The sequence below is a fragment of the Rhodococcus sp. Ni2 genome (assembly GCF_021352185.1).
Taxonomy (GTDB): Bacteria; Actinomycetota; Actinomycetes; order Mycobacteriales; family Mycobacteriaceae; genus Rhodococcus_F; species Rhodococcus_F qingshengii.
This window is the reverse complement of the sequence record NZ_WOXZ01000001.1, coordinates 2,055,393-2,072,080: the sequence shown is the minus strand read 5'-3', so window position 1 is coordinate 2,072,080 and position 16,688 is coordinate 2,055,393. Positions and strand designations below refer to the sequence as shown.

At 62.8% G+C, this 16,688-nt stretch carries 18 protein-coding genes; 4 read left to right on the top strand and 14 right to left on the bottom strand.

Going from position 1 to position 16,688, the window contains the following annotated elements:
* The first annotated feature begins 9 nt into the window (after positions 1 to 9).
* Entirely contained in the window at positions 10 to 843 is an 834-nt protein-coding gene (locus GN300_RS10205) for an NmrA family NAD(P)-binding protein (protein ID WP_030537953.1), read from the top strand.
* Positions 844 to 849: 6 nt separating this feature from the next.
* On the opposite strand, the gene GN300_RS10200 is transcribed toward GN300_RS10205, so the two are convergent.
* From GN300_RS10200 to GN300_RS10180, 5 genes are read right to left on the bottom strand one after another with little or no spacing between them, the layout of a single operon-like run.
* Positions 850 to 1,860, bottom strand: coding sequence for a YdcF family protein (locus GN300_RS10200; protein ID WP_063315394.1), 1,011 nt, complete (start codon positions 1,858 to 1,860; stop codon positions 850 to 852).
* 22 nt (positions 1,861 to 1,882) lie between these two features.
* The gene (locus GN300_RS10195) at positions 1,883 to 2,692 is read right to left on the bottom strand and encodes an ABC transporter ATP-binding protein (RefSeq protein WP_063315395.1); all 810 of its coding nucleotides are present in this window, start codon (positions 2,690 to 2,692) and stop codon (positions 1,883 to 1,885) included.
* Positions 2,692 to 3,474 carry an ABC transporter permease gene (locus GN300_RS10190; RefSeq protein WP_231914972.1) on the bottom strand — a complete coding sequence of 261 codons (783 nt, stop codon included), beginning with the start codon at positions 3,472 to 3,474 and terminating at the stop codon, positions 2,692 to 2,694. The genes GN300_RS10195 and GN300_RS10190 overlap by 1 nt, the downstream gene beginning before the upstream one ends.
* A gap of 2 nt (positions 3,475 to 3,476) precedes the next feature.
* Positions 3,477 to 4,259, bottom strand: a complete 783-nt coding sequence (locus GN300_RS10185) for an ABC transporter permease (RefSeq protein ID WP_197487707.1) — start codon at positions 4,257 to 4,259, stop codon at positions 3,477 to 3,479.
* A 10-nt stretch (positions 4,260 to 4,269) separates the two neighbouring features.
* On the bottom strand, positions 4,270 to 5,274 hold the full coding sequence (locus GN300_RS10180; protein WP_054781165.1) for an ABC transporter substrate-binding protein: 1,005 nt from the start codon (positions 5,272 to 5,274) through the stop codon (positions 4,270 to 4,272).
* A gap of 195 nt (positions 5,275 to 5,469) precedes the next feature.
* Here GN300_RS10180 and GN300_RS10175 point away from each other — a divergent pair, with 195 nt between their 5' ends.
* From GN300_RS10175 to GN300_RS10165, 3 genes are read left to right on the top strand one after another with little or no spacing between them, the layout of a single operon-like run.
* On the top strand, positions 5,470 to 6,246 hold the full coding sequence (locus tag GN300_RS10175; protein ID WP_063315398.1) for an IclR family transcriptional regulator: 777 nt from the start codon (positions 5,470 to 5,472) through the stop codon (positions 6,244 to 6,246).
* Between the two features lie 2 nt (positions 6,247 to 6,248).
* Positions 6,249 to 7,061: an alpha/beta fold hydrolase gene (locus GN300_RS10170; RefSeq protein ID WP_050656903.1), complete on the top strand. Its 813-nt coding sequence runs from the start codon at positions 6,249 to 6,251 to the stop codon at positions 7,059 to 7,061.
* A gap of 42 nt (positions 7,062 to 7,103) precedes the next feature.
* Positions 7,104 to 7,490, top strand: a complete 387-nt coding sequence (locus GN300_RS10165) for a RidA family protein (protein WP_050656904.1) — start codon at positions 7,104 to 7,106, stop codon at positions 7,488 to 7,490.
* A 13-nt stretch (positions 7,491 to 7,503) separates the two neighbouring features.
* On the opposite strand, the gene GN300_RS10160 is transcribed toward GN300_RS10165, so the two are convergent.
* The 9 genes from GN300_RS10160 to GN300_RS10120 form a co-directional block, all read right to left on the bottom strand.
* The gene (locus GN300_RS10160; protein ID WP_233405616.1) at positions 7,504 to 8,610 is read right to left on the bottom strand and encodes a reverse transcriptase family protein; all 1,107 of its coding nucleotides are present in this window, start codon (positions 8,608 to 8,610) and stop codon (positions 7,504 to 7,506) included.
* A 244-nt stretch (positions 8,611 to 8,854) separates the two neighbouring features.
* A complete protein-coding gene (locus GN300_RS10155; protein WP_063315399.1) occupies positions 8,855 to 9,796 on the bottom strand; it encodes an ABC transporter substrate-binding protein in 942 nt (313 codons plus the stop codon).
* Between the two features lie 41 nt (positions 9,797 to 9,837).
* The gene (locus GN300_RS10150; RefSeq protein WP_063315400.1) at positions 9,838 to 10,545 is read right to left on the bottom strand and encodes a class II aldolase/adducin family protein; all 708 of its coding nucleotides are present in this window, start codon (positions 10,543 to 10,545) and stop codon (positions 9,838 to 9,840) included.
* A complete protein-coding gene (locus GN300_RS10145) occupies positions 10,542 to 11,696 on the bottom strand; it encodes an LLM class flavin-dependent oxidoreductase (protein WP_007735501.1) in 1,155 nt (384 codons plus the stop codon). The genes GN300_RS10150 and GN300_RS10145 overlap by 4 nt, the downstream gene beginning before the upstream one ends.
* Entirely contained in the window at positions 11,693 to 12,802 is a 1,110-nt protein-coding gene (locus GN300_RS10140) for an LLM class flavin-dependent oxidoreductase (RefSeq protein WP_050656907.1), read from the bottom strand. The genes GN300_RS10145 and GN300_RS10140 overlap by 4 nt, the downstream gene beginning before the upstream one ends.
* Positions 12,799 to 13,839, bottom strand: coding sequence for an ABC transporter substrate-binding protein (locus GN300_RS10135; RefSeq protein ID WP_007735503.1), 1,041 nt, complete (start codon positions 13,837 to 13,839; stop codon positions 12,799 to 12,801). The genes GN300_RS10140 and GN300_RS10135 overlap by 4 nt, the downstream gene beginning before the upstream one ends.
* On the bottom strand, positions 13,823 to 14,665 hold the full coding sequence (locus tag GN300_RS10130) for an ABC transporter ATP-binding protein (RefSeq protein WP_007735504.1): 843 nt from the start codon (positions 14,663 to 14,665) through the stop codon (positions 13,823 to 13,825). The genes GN300_RS10135 and GN300_RS10130 overlap by 17 nt, the downstream gene beginning before the upstream one ends.
* Positions 14,662 to 15,519 carry an ABC transporter permease gene (locus GN300_RS10125; protein WP_007735506.1) on the bottom strand — a complete coding sequence of 286 codons (858 nt, stop codon included), beginning with the start codon at positions 15,517 to 15,519 and terminating at the stop codon, positions 14,662 to 14,664. Before GN300_RS10125 ends, GN300_RS10130 begins: the two co-directional genes overlap by 4 nt.
* Positions 15,520 to 15,523: 4 nt before the next feature.
* Positions 15,524 to 16,576, bottom strand: coding sequence for an NrtA/SsuA/CpmA family ABC transporter substrate-binding protein (locus GN300_RS10120; protein WP_050656908.1), 1,053 nt, complete (start codon positions 16,574 to 16,576; stop codon positions 15,524 to 15,526).
* Between the last annotated feature and the right edge of the window lie 112 nt (positions 16,577 to 16,688).

The following is a 16,688-nucleotide window of genomic DNA, read 5'->3' as shown; positions in this document are numbered from 1 at the left end:
AAAACTCTCATGGAGAACGGAATTGCTCGCGGCGCCGACATCGCGGTGATCGGCGCCGCGGGTAAGACCGGTGAGGCCGTCGTCGCCGCACTGCCGCCGAGCGTGACAGTTCGGCGGCTGGTGCGAAAGGCGCGTGTCGACGGGGACTTCGAGGTAGAACTGGAAACCGGAAGCGGACTGCGCAAGGCGCTCGCCGGGTGCCGAGGCGTGTACTTCATTGCCCCGAACGTCCATCCCGACGAGCCCGCACTGCTTCGCAATGCGCTGACGGCAGCGGCTTCGGCGGGAGTGGAGCACTTTGTCTATCACTCCGTCGCGTGGCCGTTCAGCCCGTCCATGCCGCATCACCTGGACAAAGCCAGGTGTGAGGACGAACTGCATCGTTCACCCTTGAAATGGACTGTGCTGCAACCGTGTGCGTACGCGCAGAATTTCGAGGCGGTACTCACTGGTCGGTCTGACACCATCGTCCTGCCGTACAGCGCGGAAACGAAGTTCTCGTTCGTGAGTTTGGCGGACGTGGCGGCTGTTGCCGCGGTCGTACTGAGCGAGGGCTCGGGTGAACATCACGGAGCGACGTACGAGGTGGGCGGCCCGCAAGCTCTGAGCGTCATGGAGGTGGCACAGATGGTGGAAAAGCAGACGTCACGGACCGTCGCGATAGATCAGATCAGCGTGGATCAATGGCGCGAACAGATCGGCAGCAGCCTTGACGTCAACGCCAGCTCGCGTCTGGCGGCGATGTTCGAGTTCTACAACCACCATGATTTTCTTGCCGGCAGCGCGGCCGTCGAACTGCTTCTGGGTCGCCGACCGATGGGCGTCGAGAGCCTGATTCGCTGAATCCGGCTACGAAATGCCTCCTGCCGCCCAGACCACCAGTGGGGGCAGGGCGGCCAGGATCAGGCAGACAGTTCCGTTGAGCCACTTGTGCTCCACCGTGACGGCGGCGAACTCGCGCAGAATGGCGCTCGGCAGGTAGTACCGGGCGGTGTGGGAACCGATGACTTCCGCATCCAGATCGAGGCTTCGGGCAAACGTCGCGGTTCGGAGGATGTGGAAGTTGCTGGTGACCAGAATCATTCGAGGCTTCGTGGTGTTGGCACGGAGAAGGTCTCTGGTGTACTCGAGGTTCTCGAGCGTGGTGGTCGAGCGGTCCTCGAGAATCACGCTCTCGCGCGGTATCCCGTGATCGACGAGGTAGACGCACATTGCCTCCGCCTCGCTGACCACCTCGTCCGAACCCTTCCCGCCGCTCACGACCAACAGTGGTGAACGTCCTTCGCGGACCTCGGCGCGAAAGACGTCGGCCGCCTTGTCCAGACGGCTGGCAAGCAGGGGTGTCACGTCGGCGCCCGAAAGCCCGGCGCCGTGAACCACTATTGCGTCCATCCCGGGCTGGTACTTCTGGCGTCCGTAGACGTAGGAGTAGAGCAGAAAGCTCGTGAACAGAAAGCCCAGGTACGACGCGACCAGGCTGAACGAACCGAGAACGACTGCGAGCCAATATCTCTGCGTCAGCAGCGCTGATGCGAGCAACACGTAGGGAACGAGCAGGCCGAGTCCGGCGACGAGTGAGAGCAGATTCGCGACGCTGAATCCCTCGCGCCGCAGCATCGTGACCCCGTTGACGATCAGGAATCCTGCAAGCATGAGCACCAGCAACGGCGAGAGCAGAGCGATCGTCGCGATGACGAACGACGGGACCTCGGTTCCCGGCGCACCCGACTGCAACATCCACAGACCGGTGAAGATCAGTCCGAGAAGTAGGTAGACGCCGTTGCTCAGCCTCCGTCGATCCTGCCTGAACCGGTAGCCGCAGAATCCGAGCAGCGCGAGGCCGATGAGGAGAAGGATCACGGAGCCAGCCTAGGCGAGGCGCTTACGACACGGGCGCCACCACCTTCGACTGCTGGATCGCGGACAGGACCCTGGTACGGCACTCGATGAACAGTGGGTCTGCCTTGGTGGTCAGTTGATCTCGAGCTCCGGTCAACGGGACGTCGACGATGTCCTGCATCAATGCCGGAGTTCCGCCGAGGACGACTACTCGATCGGACAGGTACACCGATTCGTCGACGTCGTGGGTGACGAGGAGGACGGTGATGCCAAGATCACGCTGAAGCGTCAGCAGCAGGTCTTCGAGTTCCGCGCGGGTCTGCGCATCGACCGACGCGAAGGGTTCGTCCATGAGGAGTACCTGCGGCCGATAGGCGAGAGCGCGAGCTATCGCCACTCTCTGCTGCATTCCGCCGGACAACTGCCAGGGGTAGGAACGCGCAGCACCGCCTAGACCGACAACGGCAAGTGCATCGCTAACCCTCTCGTTCTGAACCTTCCGCGCCAGACCGTTGCCCCGTAGCGGCAGGCGAACGTTCTCGCCCACTCGAAGCCACGGCATCAGTGTGCGTCCGTAGTCCTGTGACACGAGAGCCAGCGTGGCCGGCGGTGCATCGATCGCGATCCCGGCGATGCGGACCTCACCGGTGGTCGGCTTCTGCAGACCGGCGATGCAACGAATCAGCGTGCTCTTGCCGATGCCGGAATGGCCGACGATGCAGACGATTTCTCCCGGTGCGACCGTAAGGTCGATCCCGCGGAGCACTTCGCGGCCGGTGGGGCCGCCGTAGGTCACCCCGAGGCCGCTCAGTTCGACTGCGGGTATCGATGCCGCAGATTCTGTGGATGACATCAGTTTCCTTTCACTGCGAGAGCGTCGTGGGTCCGCGGCTGCCATCTGAGCAACCATCGTTCGATCACGCCGTATCCGAGGTTGAGCACGTATCCGATGATTCCCAGCAGGAGAATTCCGGACCACATGTCCGCGATCGCGAATGTCTGTTGCGCGACGATCACGAAGTGACCGATTCCTGCAGTGGATACATACATTTCGCTTCCGACCATGATGACGACACCGATCGCGAGACTGGTACGGATACCGACTGTTATCTGCGGCATCGCTCCGGGGAGGAGTACCTGCGTCACCAGGAGGGGTGTACGGATCCGGTAGCTGCGCGCCACCAATCGGATACTCGGGTCGATGGAGCGAATGCCGTCGAGGGTGTTGAGGAGTATCGGCCAGACCGCGCCGAAGGCGATGGCGGCAACGTTACCCGTCGAACCGGTTCCGAAAACGATGAAAAGAGCGGGTAATACGGCCAGCGCCGGAATAGCGCGGAAGAACTGGAGAAACGGATCGGCAATGTCGGCAGCCAGCGGGAACAGTGCCAGCAGGAGACCGGCACCGACGCCGACCACCAGTGCCACGGCGAGACCGAAGGCAAGGTTGGTCAAGCTCGGTACGACGTCGTGGACGAATCCCGGACCGAACCAGTTGTCCACAAACGCTTTCCAGATACGCGACAGCGGCGGGAAGTAAGGCGACTTGCTCGACTCCGAACCGAAGTACCATACGACGACGATCAAGATCGGCAGCCACAACTCCCACACGAGGAGTCGAAGTCCTGACATCATCTTCACGTCGTCATCCTCCTCGGGATGTAATGCCAAGCAAGTAAACGATTCTCGATCGCCATCACGGCGAAGGCGAGCAGCATTCCGAGTAGTCCGGCGACGATGATCAGTGCGAACATTCGATCGGGAACGGATTGGCTCAGCAGGATCTCCTTACCGAGTCCCGGCACGCCGGCGATCAATTCTGCACCGATGGTCAGCAGCAAGCTCAGTGTTGCCGAAATGCGAATCCCGGTGAAGATGTAGGGCATCGACGCCGGTGCGACGACGAGAGCGAGCCTGCGCCACAGTGGAAGTCGGAAGGAGCGTGCGGTCGCCAGCAGTTCCGGTTCGACGTTGCGCACACCGTGAATCGTCTGGAGCAGAATCGGCCACACACTTACTGCCACGATCAGTGCCACCGCCATCCGTTGCGTCGGGCCCATGATCAGCAGAAAAAGCGGAATGATTGCGAGCGGCGGAACAGTTCGGCAGAAGTCGATGACGAAACGGGAGGAGACTGTCAGGAACGGGTGCGCGGCGAGCAGCAGCCCTGCCGGGATTCCGATCACCAGGCACAGCGCCAATCCGATCGCCGTCGTGGTCACCGTTTGTCCCAGTGATGTCCACAACGAGGACGTGCCGAGTTCGTTCACAAAGGCCACTGCCACGTCGCTGAACTTCGGAATACCTTGGACGTCCTCGTCGCCGAGCATTCCGAAGATCTGCCAGGCGGCTGCCAACGCGAAGAGCGTCAGCAGCCGACCGAGCAGAACCTGCCTGCGGCGAGTCTGCAGGGTTGTCAAGGCGGACAACTCAGTTGGCCGGGGTCAGCAGGGATTCGGCCTCGACCGAATCCGTCAGTACCCCGTACTTGACCAGCAGTTCGATCTCCGTGCCGAGAGCACCCGGTTCCACTACTGCGACGAACTGAGGATTCTTGCTGTTGGCCAGCATTTCGAGCGGAATCTTGGCTTGTGTCGAGAGTGCAGCCTTGACCGCGCCCGGATTCTGATTGGCGTAGTCAACTGATTTGGCAAGCGCGGTACGGAATTTCGCGAGTGAGTCAGGGTTCGCATTGACAAACGATTCCGAAGCGACCAGCGAGGTCCCTGGCACACCGGGCGCGGCCAAGGGGAAGGGGTGGCCGAGGATCTTCAGCCCCGAGTCGGTTGCTTTACTCAGGAACGGATCGATGAGGAACGCCGCGTCGGCCCCGCCGGTGGAAACCAGGTCGCCGAGGTTGGGCATGGGCGCCTGAATGAACGAGACCTTGTTCGCTGCGCCACCGGACTTCTCCACCGCGGCAGAGATGACTGCTTCGCTGACGGACTTCAAACCGCTGATCGCGACGGTCTTGCCTTCGAGGTCACGGAAGCCGCTGATGGAACTGTCCTTGGCGACCACGAGACCGGACTGGTCGACGCTGTCATTTGCGGCAAAATTCGTGAGCCCGCCGACAATGGTGACGGGCATGTTCTGGCTCCGTGCCTGAATTGCGGCAGCGGCAGTCGTGGCTGCCATATCTGCATTTCCGCTGAGCAACAACGGAATTTGAGCCGAGGAACTAGCGCCGCCCTCCACGAGTTGGATGTCGAGTCCCTCATCGGTGAAGTACCCCTGCTCCATGCCGAGCCAAATCGGTGCGAAGTCCGCGATCGGCTGAGGTGCGATTCGAATCGTGGTGGTCTGGGTGCCCCCGTCGTCGGAGGCCGTGGCGTCGCTCGAACAGCCTGTCAGTGCCAATGCCGCGGTCGCGACCGCGGCCAGGGCAACAACTCTGAACCGTGGTGTCGACCGAAGGGTAAGTCCAACCGTCATGTCCGAAAACCTCTCGCTGGGAAAGATATGACTTCCTTGCCGGTAATCCGGTGGGAAGGTGAAGACGCTCAAAGAATTCCGTACGCCGGAATGATTGTTGTGACTATAGTAATTTCCTAGGCGAATGCCAAGGGTTTTCCAAGAACACGAGATTTCGGATCGCCGGGTACATCCACGGCACCGGGAGGGGATCGGATGACGAAGGGTTCTGCGTCCGCCGTCGACAAAGCGCTGGATCTACTCGAGGCCATCGCGCGCTCGACCACGCCGATGAAGCTCAGCGAACTGGCAGAAGAAGTCGGGATGCTCCGCCCGACTGCGCACCGAGTGCTCGGAGAACTCGCGAACCGTGGTTGGGTCTTCCGCTACGACGGTCGCTATCTCCCCGGCCCGGCTGCACTACAGGTTTCCCACGAAGCGGCAGCGCATTCGTTGGCGGCCTTGTGCGATCCGACCATGCGGGTGCTGTCCGAGAGCACGGACATGATGGTGAATCTGCAGGTTCTCGAGAGCGGCGGGACGCGGATCATCGCGGCGCTGCGTCCCGAGCGACTCAAGATGATCACTCGGATGCTCGGGGATCTGCTTCCGCCGCACCGGTTCGCGGGTCCGCTCGCGTTGGTGGCGGCACTCGAGGACAACACCCGGGCGCCCTACCTGGCGATGGTGGAGAAGAGTGGCTATCCACTGGAAGGACCCACCGGCTTTCTCGCCGACATCGCCGAGACGCAGAAAACCGGATTCGCCGTTGTCCACAAACGATCTCAGGACATCATCGGTTCGGTCTCGCGTGCAGTGTCTTCCCGCAAGGGGGCTCCGCTCTGTGCGTTGACGGTGATCGGTTTCGATACCGACTTCGATGCGAAAACGACGCGAATGGTCGAAGAACACCTGCTGCGGGCCACCGATGAAGTGCAGCAACTCCTCACTGACCACACTTCGGGCAAGCGCCCGTCCGACACAGGAGAATAAGGATGATTTCACGGACCGAGGGCTTCATCACCGTCGCAGACGGCGAACGGGTCTGGTACGAGACTGCCGGCGAGGGCCCGGATCTGATTCTCACGCACGGTCTCGGCGGAAATGCGGCCGTCTGGTACCAGCAGGTGCCCTACTTCGCTCAGCACTATCGGGTGATCAGCTGGGATCAGCGAGGATTCGGCCGCTCTACCAACGAGAACGGCAACCACGGCCCGGTAGCGGCAGTCTCTGATCTGATCGAAATCATGGACCTGTTGGCGGTTGATCGAGCGCACGTGGTCGGCCAGTCGATGGGCGGTTGGGCCGCATTGGGGACCGCGATCGCTGTTCCGGACCGGGTGGAGTCGGTAGTCCTGGCCTGCACGACCGGCGGCATTCCCGTCGGATTCGGTCCGGACAGCGCACCTCCCCTCACCGCAGCACCCGTCACCGCGCGGCCCCTGGGGGAGCATCCCGCTGTGGGCGGACGGTTGCCGAGCTTGGACATGGCGAGGGCATACCTGTACCAAGCGCTCGGCACCTTCGGTCATCGCCCACCTGACACCGAGTTCTTCCGAATTCTCAAGGCCCACAACTACTCGCCGAGCGATCTTGCCGCGGTGACGGCGCCGGTTCTGCTGATCGCGGGTGAGCTGGACGATTTGATGACACCCGAGCGGATTCGCAGCGCCGCCGAGTTCCTGCCCCACGCCGAAGTGGTCGAACTTGCCGACCGCGGCCACTCCCCCTATTTCGAGGACCCACACGCGTGGAACGAGTTGGTGGCGCACTTCCTGGCCGATGTTCGTGCGCGCCCAGTGCGCTGAAACGCCAACTCGTCACGCATATTCCAACTCCGAGGAGATCTAATGGATTCATCTCAGACCGTCGAGTTCATCCCACCCGCTTTCGATACGCCGTTCTCCACCGGAGTGCGCGTCGGAGACGTTCTGTATCTGTCGGGTCAGATCGGCATGCTCCCGGACGGGACTTTGGCCGACGGCTTCGAAGCGCAGGCTCGTCAGACCATGGAGAACATCGTGGCTTCGCTGATCGCTTACGGTTCCGGCGTCGAAGCAATCTTCAAATGCACTGTCATGCTCGACGACATGTCTCGTTGGCAGGAGTTCAACAAGGTCTACCTCGAGTATTTCCCGGCGTCGAGACTGCCGGCCCGCAGTGCGTTCGGAACAGACGGACTGGCACTGGGTGCGCACATGGAGGTCGAATGCATGGCCTACACCCCGCGGTTCTGACTGCTCGCGGGCACTAACCGTCCCAATCCACACGTTCAGCCAGGCGCAGCAATGTGCGTCGGCGTGTAGTGCTGGTTTCGCCGATGTGCGCGATCCGGCCGTAGATGTGGGCGCGGAAGTTCTCCACGCCATCCCGATTCTGTTCCTGCGCAGAAGTACTGGCGGCATTGTGCAGCAGGGCGCGCAAGCGATCGTAGTCGTCGCGCGGATACGAGGGTTGGTCGTTGATCACCAGCCCGGTGAGGTGTTGGCGTCGATGAGGGCGCATCACCTTGATCTTTCGTGGATGGATGGCAAACCCTTCGTCTCTGGCGATCTGCTCGACCGTCCAGAGGAGGGTGCCGACGTCGGCTACTTCGATTCCGGAGAACGCGAGGTCGTCGGCGTATCGCGTGTAGGTGAGCCAGTTCGCTTGTGCGAGTCCACTCAAGCGGATGTCGAGTTTGCGTGCGACGAGATTCGCCAGTGCAGGAGAAGTGGGTGCGCCTTGCGGAAGATGCGCGGTGCGTAGCTGTGATGCCTGTGCATACGGTAGGCCGCGCAGGGTATCGGCAGGCGTTGCAACAGTGCACAATCCGGTGAGAACGCCTGCCACTGCGGGTGGATAGCCGAGGGCGGCGAAGACGGCATGAACGCGGCTGCCGCTGATCGAAGGGAAGAACTGCGCGAGGTCCGCGCCGATCACGATTTCCGACTGTGCGTGCGGCGCTGCAAAAGTCAGAGGGCTTCGACCACGGACAAATCCGTGTGCCGCGTCGTGCGGGGGCACCAGGTCGAGGATGCGGCGCAGGATCTTCCGCTGAATTTCGCGCAATCGGGGTTTCGGTACCTCGAGGAGGCGAGCGCCGGCCTTCTTGCTGATCTGCATCGGCCGGTAGTGGCGTAGCGGTCGGGGTTTCGTGCGGAGCCATTCCCCTCGGTCGGCGAACCACTCGAGTTCGGAGATCGTCAGATCCAGTGAACGAGCCAGGCATGAGGTCGAGAACGCGCACGGCCAGGAGCGTCGGGGAAACGCCGAAGACGGTTCCGAATGCGTCCTCGAGGCCGCTGAGGGTCCACGGAGCGTCAGCGGCCGCAACGGCCAGACGACGCGCCAACTCGGGATCGAGCTCGAAGTCACGCATGATTCGACTCCGGGATGCGACGGGGCGGGGTGACCAAATCCTTTGTCCGGTGCGGCGGCAAGCACGCGGAGCGTGCCGAACGCCGGTGGACGCAGTATCCAATTCTTCTGGCCGACCCAGGGGTTACCCCTGAGACTGGTCGCGTGGACCAACTCTCACCCACGCGCCGCCGCATTCCTTCACAATGGCAGACCGTTCGGTATCTGTCACGTGTGAAGCGGATCTGTCAGGAGTGGGTCCTCAGATCGACGAACGATCCGAACCGACGAACTCGCTGATCCACGGCACGACTGCTTCGCGGACGGTGACCGCCTTCGGCAGTAGTCCGTTGCTCAGCAGGAGATCGGCCGCGCGCTGCTGCTCGTCTAGGAACTCGTCGGTGACAGGGTTGACACCGAAAGGACGTCCGCGCAGTGCAGCTTCCCAGGCATCGAGGCTCGCGGACCCGCCACGCTTCTCGACGTCGTCGACGAAGACCTGGGCGGCTTCGCGGGGGTTGGCTTCGATCCAGGCGTCGGATTCCTGCAGGGCCTCGATGATCGCCTGGAGGGCCTCCGGGTTGGTATCCGCGAAATCGCGCCGGGTGAACCACAGTGAGGGGTGGCTGAAGAGTCCGTCGGTGGCGATCAGCGTGCGCAGTTCGTGGTTCGCTTCGATGTCCGTCAGCCCCGGGTACGCGCCAACCCAGGCATCGATGGTGCCGTCGACGAGGTCCGCTCCACCACCGCGTACGTCGGTGTCGACGGGGACGATGTCGGACCAGGTCAGCCCCGCCTGATCCAAGGCGAACAACAAAAGTGTGGTCTGCCACGATCCGTGCGCGATGCCGACTCGCTTGCCGCGCAGGTCCTCTACCGACTTGATCTCGGAATCGGCCTTGACGACCAGGCGCCCGTTCTCCACTCGGGGACCGGAGATTCCGATGTAGACGAGGTCGCGGCCCTGGGCCAGTCCGGTGACGGGCGGCGTGAATCCGGTTCCGATCACGTCGTATCCGCCCTCCTCGAACAACCAGTCCGAGTGCAGGGTCGGCAAGGCGTTCTCCGGGTTGACCGCGGGCTTGGCGGGAAGCTCACGCAGGTCCACCCACTCGACGTCCGGGAGACGACGTTCGAGGATTCCGGTGTGGCGCAGAACGAACAGCGAATTGTTGTGTGGGAAGTATCCGACGCGAACGGTCATGAGATCTACGGTTTCCTGTTCTGAATCAGTGATGGGGGTGGCTAGATGAGGCCGCGTCGACGCGCCTCGTCGGCGAGTCCGCTACGGCCCCACTGCACGACGAGGTTGGATGGATCGAATTCGACCGAACCGCCGAGGGATTCGGCGATCGCCTGGAACTGGGCGCCTTCCTCGAGGAGGACGACGAACTTCGCGAGGTCGAGCAACCCGCTGCGGCCGATGACGTTGACCCCGCCGTTGGCTTCGAAGATCGCCACCAGATCGGGATCGTGTTCGAGACGCTCGAGAATGAACTCGCCTGCAGACCGGGATCGATCGACGTGCGGCGGAATCTCTCGGGAGAGCGTCAGCCTCTGCGAAGCCGCATAGCGGATGGGTAGCGTCCGATGTGTCTGTGCCCAACCGCCGAGCCACGGTGTGTGGATGTGGACAACGCTGGTGATTTCCGGATGCTGACGGAAGACTGACGCGTAGCCGGTGACAAAACCGGCCGATCCGTTGCCGGACAGCACCTCTCCGTCGAAGGTGGCGACAACCGGTGACACCGATGGGTCATCCGCCCACGGTCCCGGATCGTTCAGTGCAACTGCGATTTCGGTGCCGGGCACGCGTTCGACGAAGTTGACGGTCCCGTTGGCTGCAACCGTTCCGGTCTTGCGGAAGACGTCGAATGCCTTGTCTGCTGCTTTACGCGCCTCTTCGACGAATGCTGTGGTATCGGCGTCGAGTCGAGTTTCGGTGGTGGTCATCGAGTCTCCAGTCCAGAAGGTGTGATCGGGGTGCGCTGCAGGAGGGGAAGAACTTCTTCGCCGACGCGGTATGCCTCTTCGAGATGCGGGTTACCGGCGAGGATGAAGGCGTCGACGCCCAGTTCGCGCAGCTCGTCGAGTCTTTCGGCGACCTGCTCGTAACTGCCGACCAGTCCGAACGCCGGTCCGCCGCGGATGAGGCTGAAGCCGCACCACACGTTGGGTTGCACTTCCAGATCTCGGTAGCCGGTGATGTGTTCGGGTACCCAGCCTTTGATGCGGGCGGCGCCCACCGAGTCACCCTGGGCTGCACGGTCGGCGGCCCCCTTGTCGACGAAGGCCCAGCCTTTCTCGATCTCGGCCCACGCGGCTTCTTCGGTGTGCCGGGCTACGACGTCGATGCGTACGGCGAATTTCGGCGTGCGTCCCAGTTTGGCCGAGTTCTCCCGCACTCCGTCGATCTTGGCTCTGAGATCGGCGTACGGCTCCAGCCAGGAAAGGTAGTAATCGGAGTGCAGTCCGGCGGCGGCGACGGCTGCGGCCGAAGATCCGGAGAAGTACACCTCGGGAAACGGTTGGCCGGCCAGTCCGGTTGGCAGTGCGGCGCCGTGGGTTTGGAAGAAGCGACCGTCGAAGTCGAAAGGTTCGCCGTCCCACACACCCTTGAGGACATCGAGGAACTCGGACGTCCTGGTGTAGCGATCGTCGTGGTCGACTTTGTCGCCCCACCACAGCTGAGGCGCTCCGCCTCCACCACTGATGATGTTGTAAACCAGACGTCCGCCGGTTGCGCGCTGCAGACTGGCCGACATTCGCGCGGCCTGGACCGGGTGCAGGAACCCTGGTTGGAACGCAACCATGAAACGGTAGGTGGTGGTCTCGGCGGCCAACGCTGCTGCGGTCGCCCACGGATCCTCGGTCATCGGGAAAGACGGCAGAAGTCCACCGAGGAACCCTGCGGACTCGGAAGCCTTTGCCACCGCGGCCATGTGGTCGATGTAGCTGTATCCGTCCAGTTCGCCGCCGCGGATCGCGGGAGCAATGTTGCCCGGCCCGTATCCACCGGCATCGCCGCGGTTGTAGCGACGCGGAGTACGCAGCGACGCGTGGTCGCCTTCCATCCCGATCCGCCAATAGAAATCGATGCTCATGCGGTGGCCTTCTCTTCTGTGGTGGCCTTCTCTTCCTTGCGAATCCGACCCTCGGGATCGACCAGGTGCAGGAGATGCTCGCCCGCCCGGTGCAGCTCTTCGATGTGTGGCCGACCGGACAAGACGAAACCGTCCACGCCGATATCGCGATACGACGACAATCGCTGCGCCACCTCCTCGTAGCTTCCGACGAGGCCGATACTGTGCTCGTAGCCGATGCGGTCGAATCCGGACCACAGGATGCCGCCCCGATCGATCTCGAGTGCAGCGGAATCGGCTTCTCTCAGTTGCCGTTCGACGCGAGCCCAGGCTTCGTCCGCTGTTTCCCTCGCGATGATCGGGATGCGCAGGACCTTCTCGACGGTCCTGCCGAGTTCGGATGCTCGGTCGTCGAGGGTGGTGATCCGTGTCGACAACTCGTCGCCGGCAAGGGTGAACTGATGGACATCGGCATGGTGGGCCGAGAGTTCCAGAGCTTCCGGCGAGTCCCCGGTCAGATGTACTCGGGGAAAACGGAGTCCCGACAAGATGCCTCGGAATCCGCCGCCGAGTACGTCGTAGTATTCGCCGTCGAAGTCGTAACCCGTACCGCCGAATCCGCCAGGGAGAATCTGCTCCTCGTTCCATACGCCACGGGCCACGGTCAGGAACTCCGCGGCGCGCGCGTAGCGGTCGGCTCCTCGAACCACGTCGCCGCGAGCAGCGGCGTCTTCGGGGTCCGTCTCTACCTTCACTCGCCATTCGAGACGACCTGCCGACAGGCGCTGAAGTGTCGCCGACATTTTGGCGGCGTAGACGGGGGTGCCGAAAGTGGGGTGAAACTCCACGACCACTCGCGAATGACGCGTCTGACGTAGGGCGGCGGCAGCAACGATCCAGGATTCTTCGCCATTCGGATCGTACGGTGCGACAACGCCGTCGACGCCCGACAGTTCGGCTGCGAGAACGATCTGTGCCAATTCGTCGAAGGGCCCGAAGTTTCCGGGACGAACATCGGTCGCAACGGTAGTCGGTCGCTGCGGCCCGAAGCCGCCGCGACTGTTCAGTGCGGCCACCGCCCGGCGTCCGTCACCGCGAGAGGGCAGCTCCCAGTAGACGTCCGTCATTCTGCTGTGCCCTTCTGCGCAACAAGGTTGCGTGCCTGTTCCAGTGGTTCGTGCGCCACCCAGGACTGCAGGTCGAAGTCGGCGGCAAGGAAGCCGTGCGCATACAGGAATTGCTTCTGCACCCCGAGCAGGTCCACACGCTCGTCAGACAGGCTCAGATGCAGTCCGGTGTGGAAGTTCTCGCCGTACGCTGCCACCACACCTTCGGGCCCCGACTGTGTTTCGGTCTGCAGAACGGCTCGGACCTCGTCGATGTTGGCTGCGGCCCAGTCCGCCGCTCTCAGGCTCTCGGCGAGGAAACCCACGACGATGTCCGGGCGTTGTTCGAGTAGGTCGGCATGAACTGTGATCGGTCGTGGGGTGCCGTTGTTGACGCGATCACGTAGCGATGCAGTGGAATCGAGATCGACGGCAACGGCGAGACCATGTTCGCGGGCAACTTCCTGGGCGCGGGCACCCTTGACGTAGATGGCGTCGACGTCGCCGCGTAGCAGGGATTCGACGCCCCACGTCGTGTTGCGGGTGGACGAGGCGGTGCGGACCTCGGGGGCTGCCGTCGTCGCAACCTCGACGAGAGTGACGTCGGCAAAACTCAACTCGCCGAGTCGAAGTGCGGAGGCGAAGCCGTGCAGGGCCATGGCACGGGGGAAGCTCCTGGCCTGATCTGCCGCCCAGGCCGGGATGCCGATCCGAGCGCCTGCCAGAAGACCGGCTTCTCGGATGTCGGAGTCTCCGCGCACCAGGATTGCCTGGGCCTCGTCGATCCAGGTGAGCCCGATGAGCCTCGTCGGAGAACCACTGGCACGCGCGGCCAGTGCGGGGACGTTGCCGCCTTCGCGAATGAGTCCGGAGAGGTGGTGATCGAAATGGCGCACTGCCAATTCCGGTCCGGCATCTTGCAGTACGCCGAAACGCACTCCGGATTCGTTTGCCGTCCGGTCGAGCCAACCGAGACTGTTGGCGAGGCCGCTGGCGGTGGGAACGGGGCAGCGGGTGTACCAGAGTGTGTCGATTGCGGAATCAGCGATCAATGTCATGACTGTCCTGTCCGTCGGGGAAGGTGCGACCGACGCCGAGTTCCTTCAGGAAACTCGCTCGGTAGCGCAGAGATTCGGGATCGTTCCGATCGCGGGGGCGTGGTAGGTCGATGTCGACATCCACGGCAAACCCGCCCTTGTCGAGGATGAGCACACGGTCGGCAAGTCGTACGGCTTCGTCGACGTCGTGCGTGACGAGCAGTACTGCCGGACGGTGGCGGGCGACCAGATCGCCTACCAAGTCTTGCATTTGGAGCCTGGTCAAAGCGTCGAGGGCTGCGAACGGTTCGTCGAGCAGTAATAGTTCAGGTTCGCGAACCAGAGCGCGCGCCAGTGCGACGCGTTGGGCCTCGCCGCCGGAGAGGGTGGCCGGCCAGGCGCGGTGCTTGTCCGCGAGGTTGACCTCGGCGAGTGCGTTGCGTGCATTGTCGGTGACCTGACGTGACCGTTTCTGTCCGACTGTGACATTGGCCAGAACTCGCTTCGACGGGATCAATCGCGGTTCCTGGTAGACAACCGTGCGGTCGCGCGGAACCAGCACCTCTCCGCTGTCCGGTGCTTCCAAACCGGAGAGCACTCGCAACAGGGTCGTCTTGCCGGTACCGCTGGGGCCGAGGAGAACGACGAACTCGCCGCGCGTGATCTCGAGGTCGATACCGCCCAGAACAGTCTTGTCACCGAACGACTTACGCACTCCGGTGAGCGAGACCGCTACCGGTGATCCGGCACGTCGCTCGGCCGCAGTGGTGCCGGTCCGCTCACGGGCTGCCAACGGCGGCAGAGGTGCTTCGGTGGATGGCAGCGAGCCGATGGTTGTATTCGTCATCGCGCCACCGACAATCTCCGCCACGGCATGGAGTACCGCTCGATCAGTCTGACGATTGCGTCGAAGATGAGTCCCAGTGCCGCGTACATGACGATGCACAGAACCATGTAGTCGGTGCGGTTGTATTCCTGCGCCAGGGTGACCAGATATCCGATGCCCTCACGTGTGCCGACCTGCTCGGCGGCGATCAATCCGGTGATGCTGAGCGACAGGCAGATTCGAAGCCCCATCAGAACACCGGGGAGGGCGGTCGGAAGAATCGCTCCGAACACCAGTCGCCAACCCGTCAAGCCGAAACCTTGTGCCGCTTCCACCATCTTGCGATCGACTCCGCGCACTCCCAGGTAGGTGTACGCGTACATGGGGGCGACGGTCGCGACGGCGATCAGGACTACCTTGAAGGTTTCGTCGATACCGAACCAGGCGATGAACAACGGAACGAGCGCGAGGAACGGAACCGCGCGGTTGATCTGCATGGTCGAGTCGATCAGTTCTTCGCCGAGCGAGGAGAGACCGGACAGAACCCCGAGCACCAATCCGACGATCACACCGACCGAAACACCGAGTGCAGCACGTTGAAGCGACGCGAGACCGAAGTCGACCAACTGACCCGACTGGTACAGCTCGGCGAATGCCGTCCACACCGCCGGAGGTCCGGCCAGGATCTCTTCGCGGATCAGTCCGGTAGCGGATCCGATCCACCATCCGGCAACCAGCAGCGCGGGCACGAGGAAGCGGAGTGGGATCGAGACCCACTTGGGCCTGCTGCGATTGCGGCGGTAGCGGGGCGTTTCGAGTTGCGGATGCACCACTGACGGCGACGCAGTTCGTGCGGGCCGGGTCAGCGTCACCATCGGGTCACTTCCCCTCGGTGGTGGGCGCTGCCGCTGCCGAACCTGCCACAGCACCCTGGAGGTCGAAGATCACGTCACTGCCCTTGATCGGCTGCTGGATCACCTTGTTGTCGGCGAACAACGTGGAGATCGATTCGAGGTCGGTAGCGTCGGCTGCAGTCGGGTAGCGGAAGTTGGTGATCTGGCCGCCCAGGGTGATCGCGTCGTCGAGTCGCTGTCCGGAGAGTGCGCGCGGACCGGTCTGTTCGAAGACGTTCTCGAATGCTGCCGGGTCGGCCTGCTGCTTCGCGGTGAGTTCCTGGGTGACCTCGAGGAACTTCTGGACCACTTCGGGATGCTCTTCGAGTACTACGGTGCGGCCGGCGATGATGGTGCTGTCCACGGAGTCGATGCTCGCCTCGGTTGCGATCTCGACCGCGCCCTTGGCCTTGGCCTCCTGATACGGAATCAGGAACGATGCCCACGCGTCGACCTGCCCGGTGGAGAATGCCGACGCCGCGTCAGCCTGTTGCAGCGGAACACGTTCGACGGAATCGATCGGCACTCCGGCCTGCGTCAGAGCCTTGAGCGTGATGTACTCGCCCTTGCCTGCAGGGTTGACGGCGATGCGCTTGCCGGCCAGATCTGCGACGGTCTTGATGCCGGACTCCGGAGTGGCGATGATGCCGGCCTGGTCCTTGTTGTACGGGTCGGACGTGGCGAAGATGCGGACACCCACGTCCTTGGACAGTGCGCCGACGACGGGACTGTATGCGCCGGTTTGGATGTCGAGTTCACCGCTGTTGAAGAGTTTGAGGTTGGAGCTGAATCCCGGTGTGGTCTTGACCCATTCGATCTTTGCGCCCAGCGGTGCCAGAGCCTCGTCGTAGGTTCCGTCACGCTTGCCGACGGCGATGGCACCGGAGTTTCCGGGATCGAAGACTTTGAGCGTGAAGTCTGCGCTGGAATTGCCTGCGGCGCTGTCGGAATCGGAAGACCCACACGCCACCGCCAACCCGGCCAGCGGGATCATGGCGAGCGCAGCGGCAGCTCGTGGCAGTCGGCGGAAGCGGGACATGTATGTGGCTCCTTCAGGCGTTGAATCGTCAGAACTGACGACGATGACGCTATTGGGTGCCTGTCCGTTTTACCCCCGTTTGTTTTCTGGAGATTGGAAATCTTGACAACAT

Bases quoted from the DNA above. Each gene is read 5' to 3' on its own strand.
- GN300_RS10205 (WP_030537953.1), top strand. From the start codon at position 10: ATGGAGAACGGAATTGCTCGCGGCGCCGACATCGCGGTGATCGGCGCC.
- GN300_RS10195 (WP_063315395.1), bottom strand. From the start codon at position 2,692: ATGTCATCCACAGAATCTGCGGCATCGATACCCGCAGTCGAACTGAGC.
- GN300_RS10190 (WP_231914972.1), bottom strand. From the start codon at position 3,474: ATGATGTCAGGACTTCGACTCCTCGTGTGGGAGTTGTGGCTGCCGATC.
- GN300_RS10180 (WP_054781165.1), bottom strand. From the start codon at position 5,274: ATGACGGTTGGACTTACCCTTCGGTCGACACCACGGTTCAGAGTTGTT.
- GN300_RS10175 (WP_063315398.1), top strand. From the start codon at position 5,470: ATGACGAAGGGTTCTGCGTCCGCCGTCGACAAAGCGCTGGATCTACTC.
- GN300_RS10170 (WP_050656903.1), top strand. From the start codon at position 6,249: ATGATTTCACGGACCGAGGGCTTCATCACCGTCGCAGACGGCGAACGG.
- GN300_RS10165 (WP_050656904.1), top strand. From the start codon at position 7,104: ATGGATTCATCTCAGACCGTCGAGTTCATCCCACCCGCTTTCGATACG.
- GN300_RS10155 (WP_063315399.1), bottom strand. From the start codon at position 9,796: ATGACCGTTCGCGTCGGATACTTCCCACACAACAATTCGCTGTTCGTT.
- GN300_RS10150 (WP_063315400.1), bottom strand. From the start codon at position 10,545: ATGACCACCACCGAAACTCGACTCGACGCCGATACCACAGCATTCGTC.
- GN300_RS10145 (WP_007735501.1), bottom strand. From the start codon at position 11,696: ATGAGCATCGATTTCTATTGGCGGATCGGGATGGAAGGCGACCACGCG.
- GN300_RS10140 (WP_050656907.1), bottom strand. From the start codon at position 12,802: ATGACGGACGTCTACTGGGAGCTGCCCTCTCGCGGTGACGGACGCCGG.
- GN300_RS10135 (WP_007735503.1), bottom strand. From the start codon at position 13,839: ATGACATTGATCGCTGATTCCGCAATCGACACACTCTGGTACACCCGC.
- GN300_RS10130 (WP_007735504.1), bottom strand. From the start codon at position 14,665: ATGACGAATACAACCATCGGCTCGCTGCCATCCACCGAAGCACCTCTG.
- GN300_RS10125 (WP_007735506.1), bottom strand. From the start codon at position 15,519: ATGGTGACGCTGACCCGGCCCGCACGAACTGCGTCGCCGTCAGTGGTG.
- GN300_RS10120 (WP_050656908.1), bottom strand. From the start codon at position 16,576: ATGTCCCGCTTCCGCCGACTGCCACGAGCTGCCGCTGCGCTCGCCATG.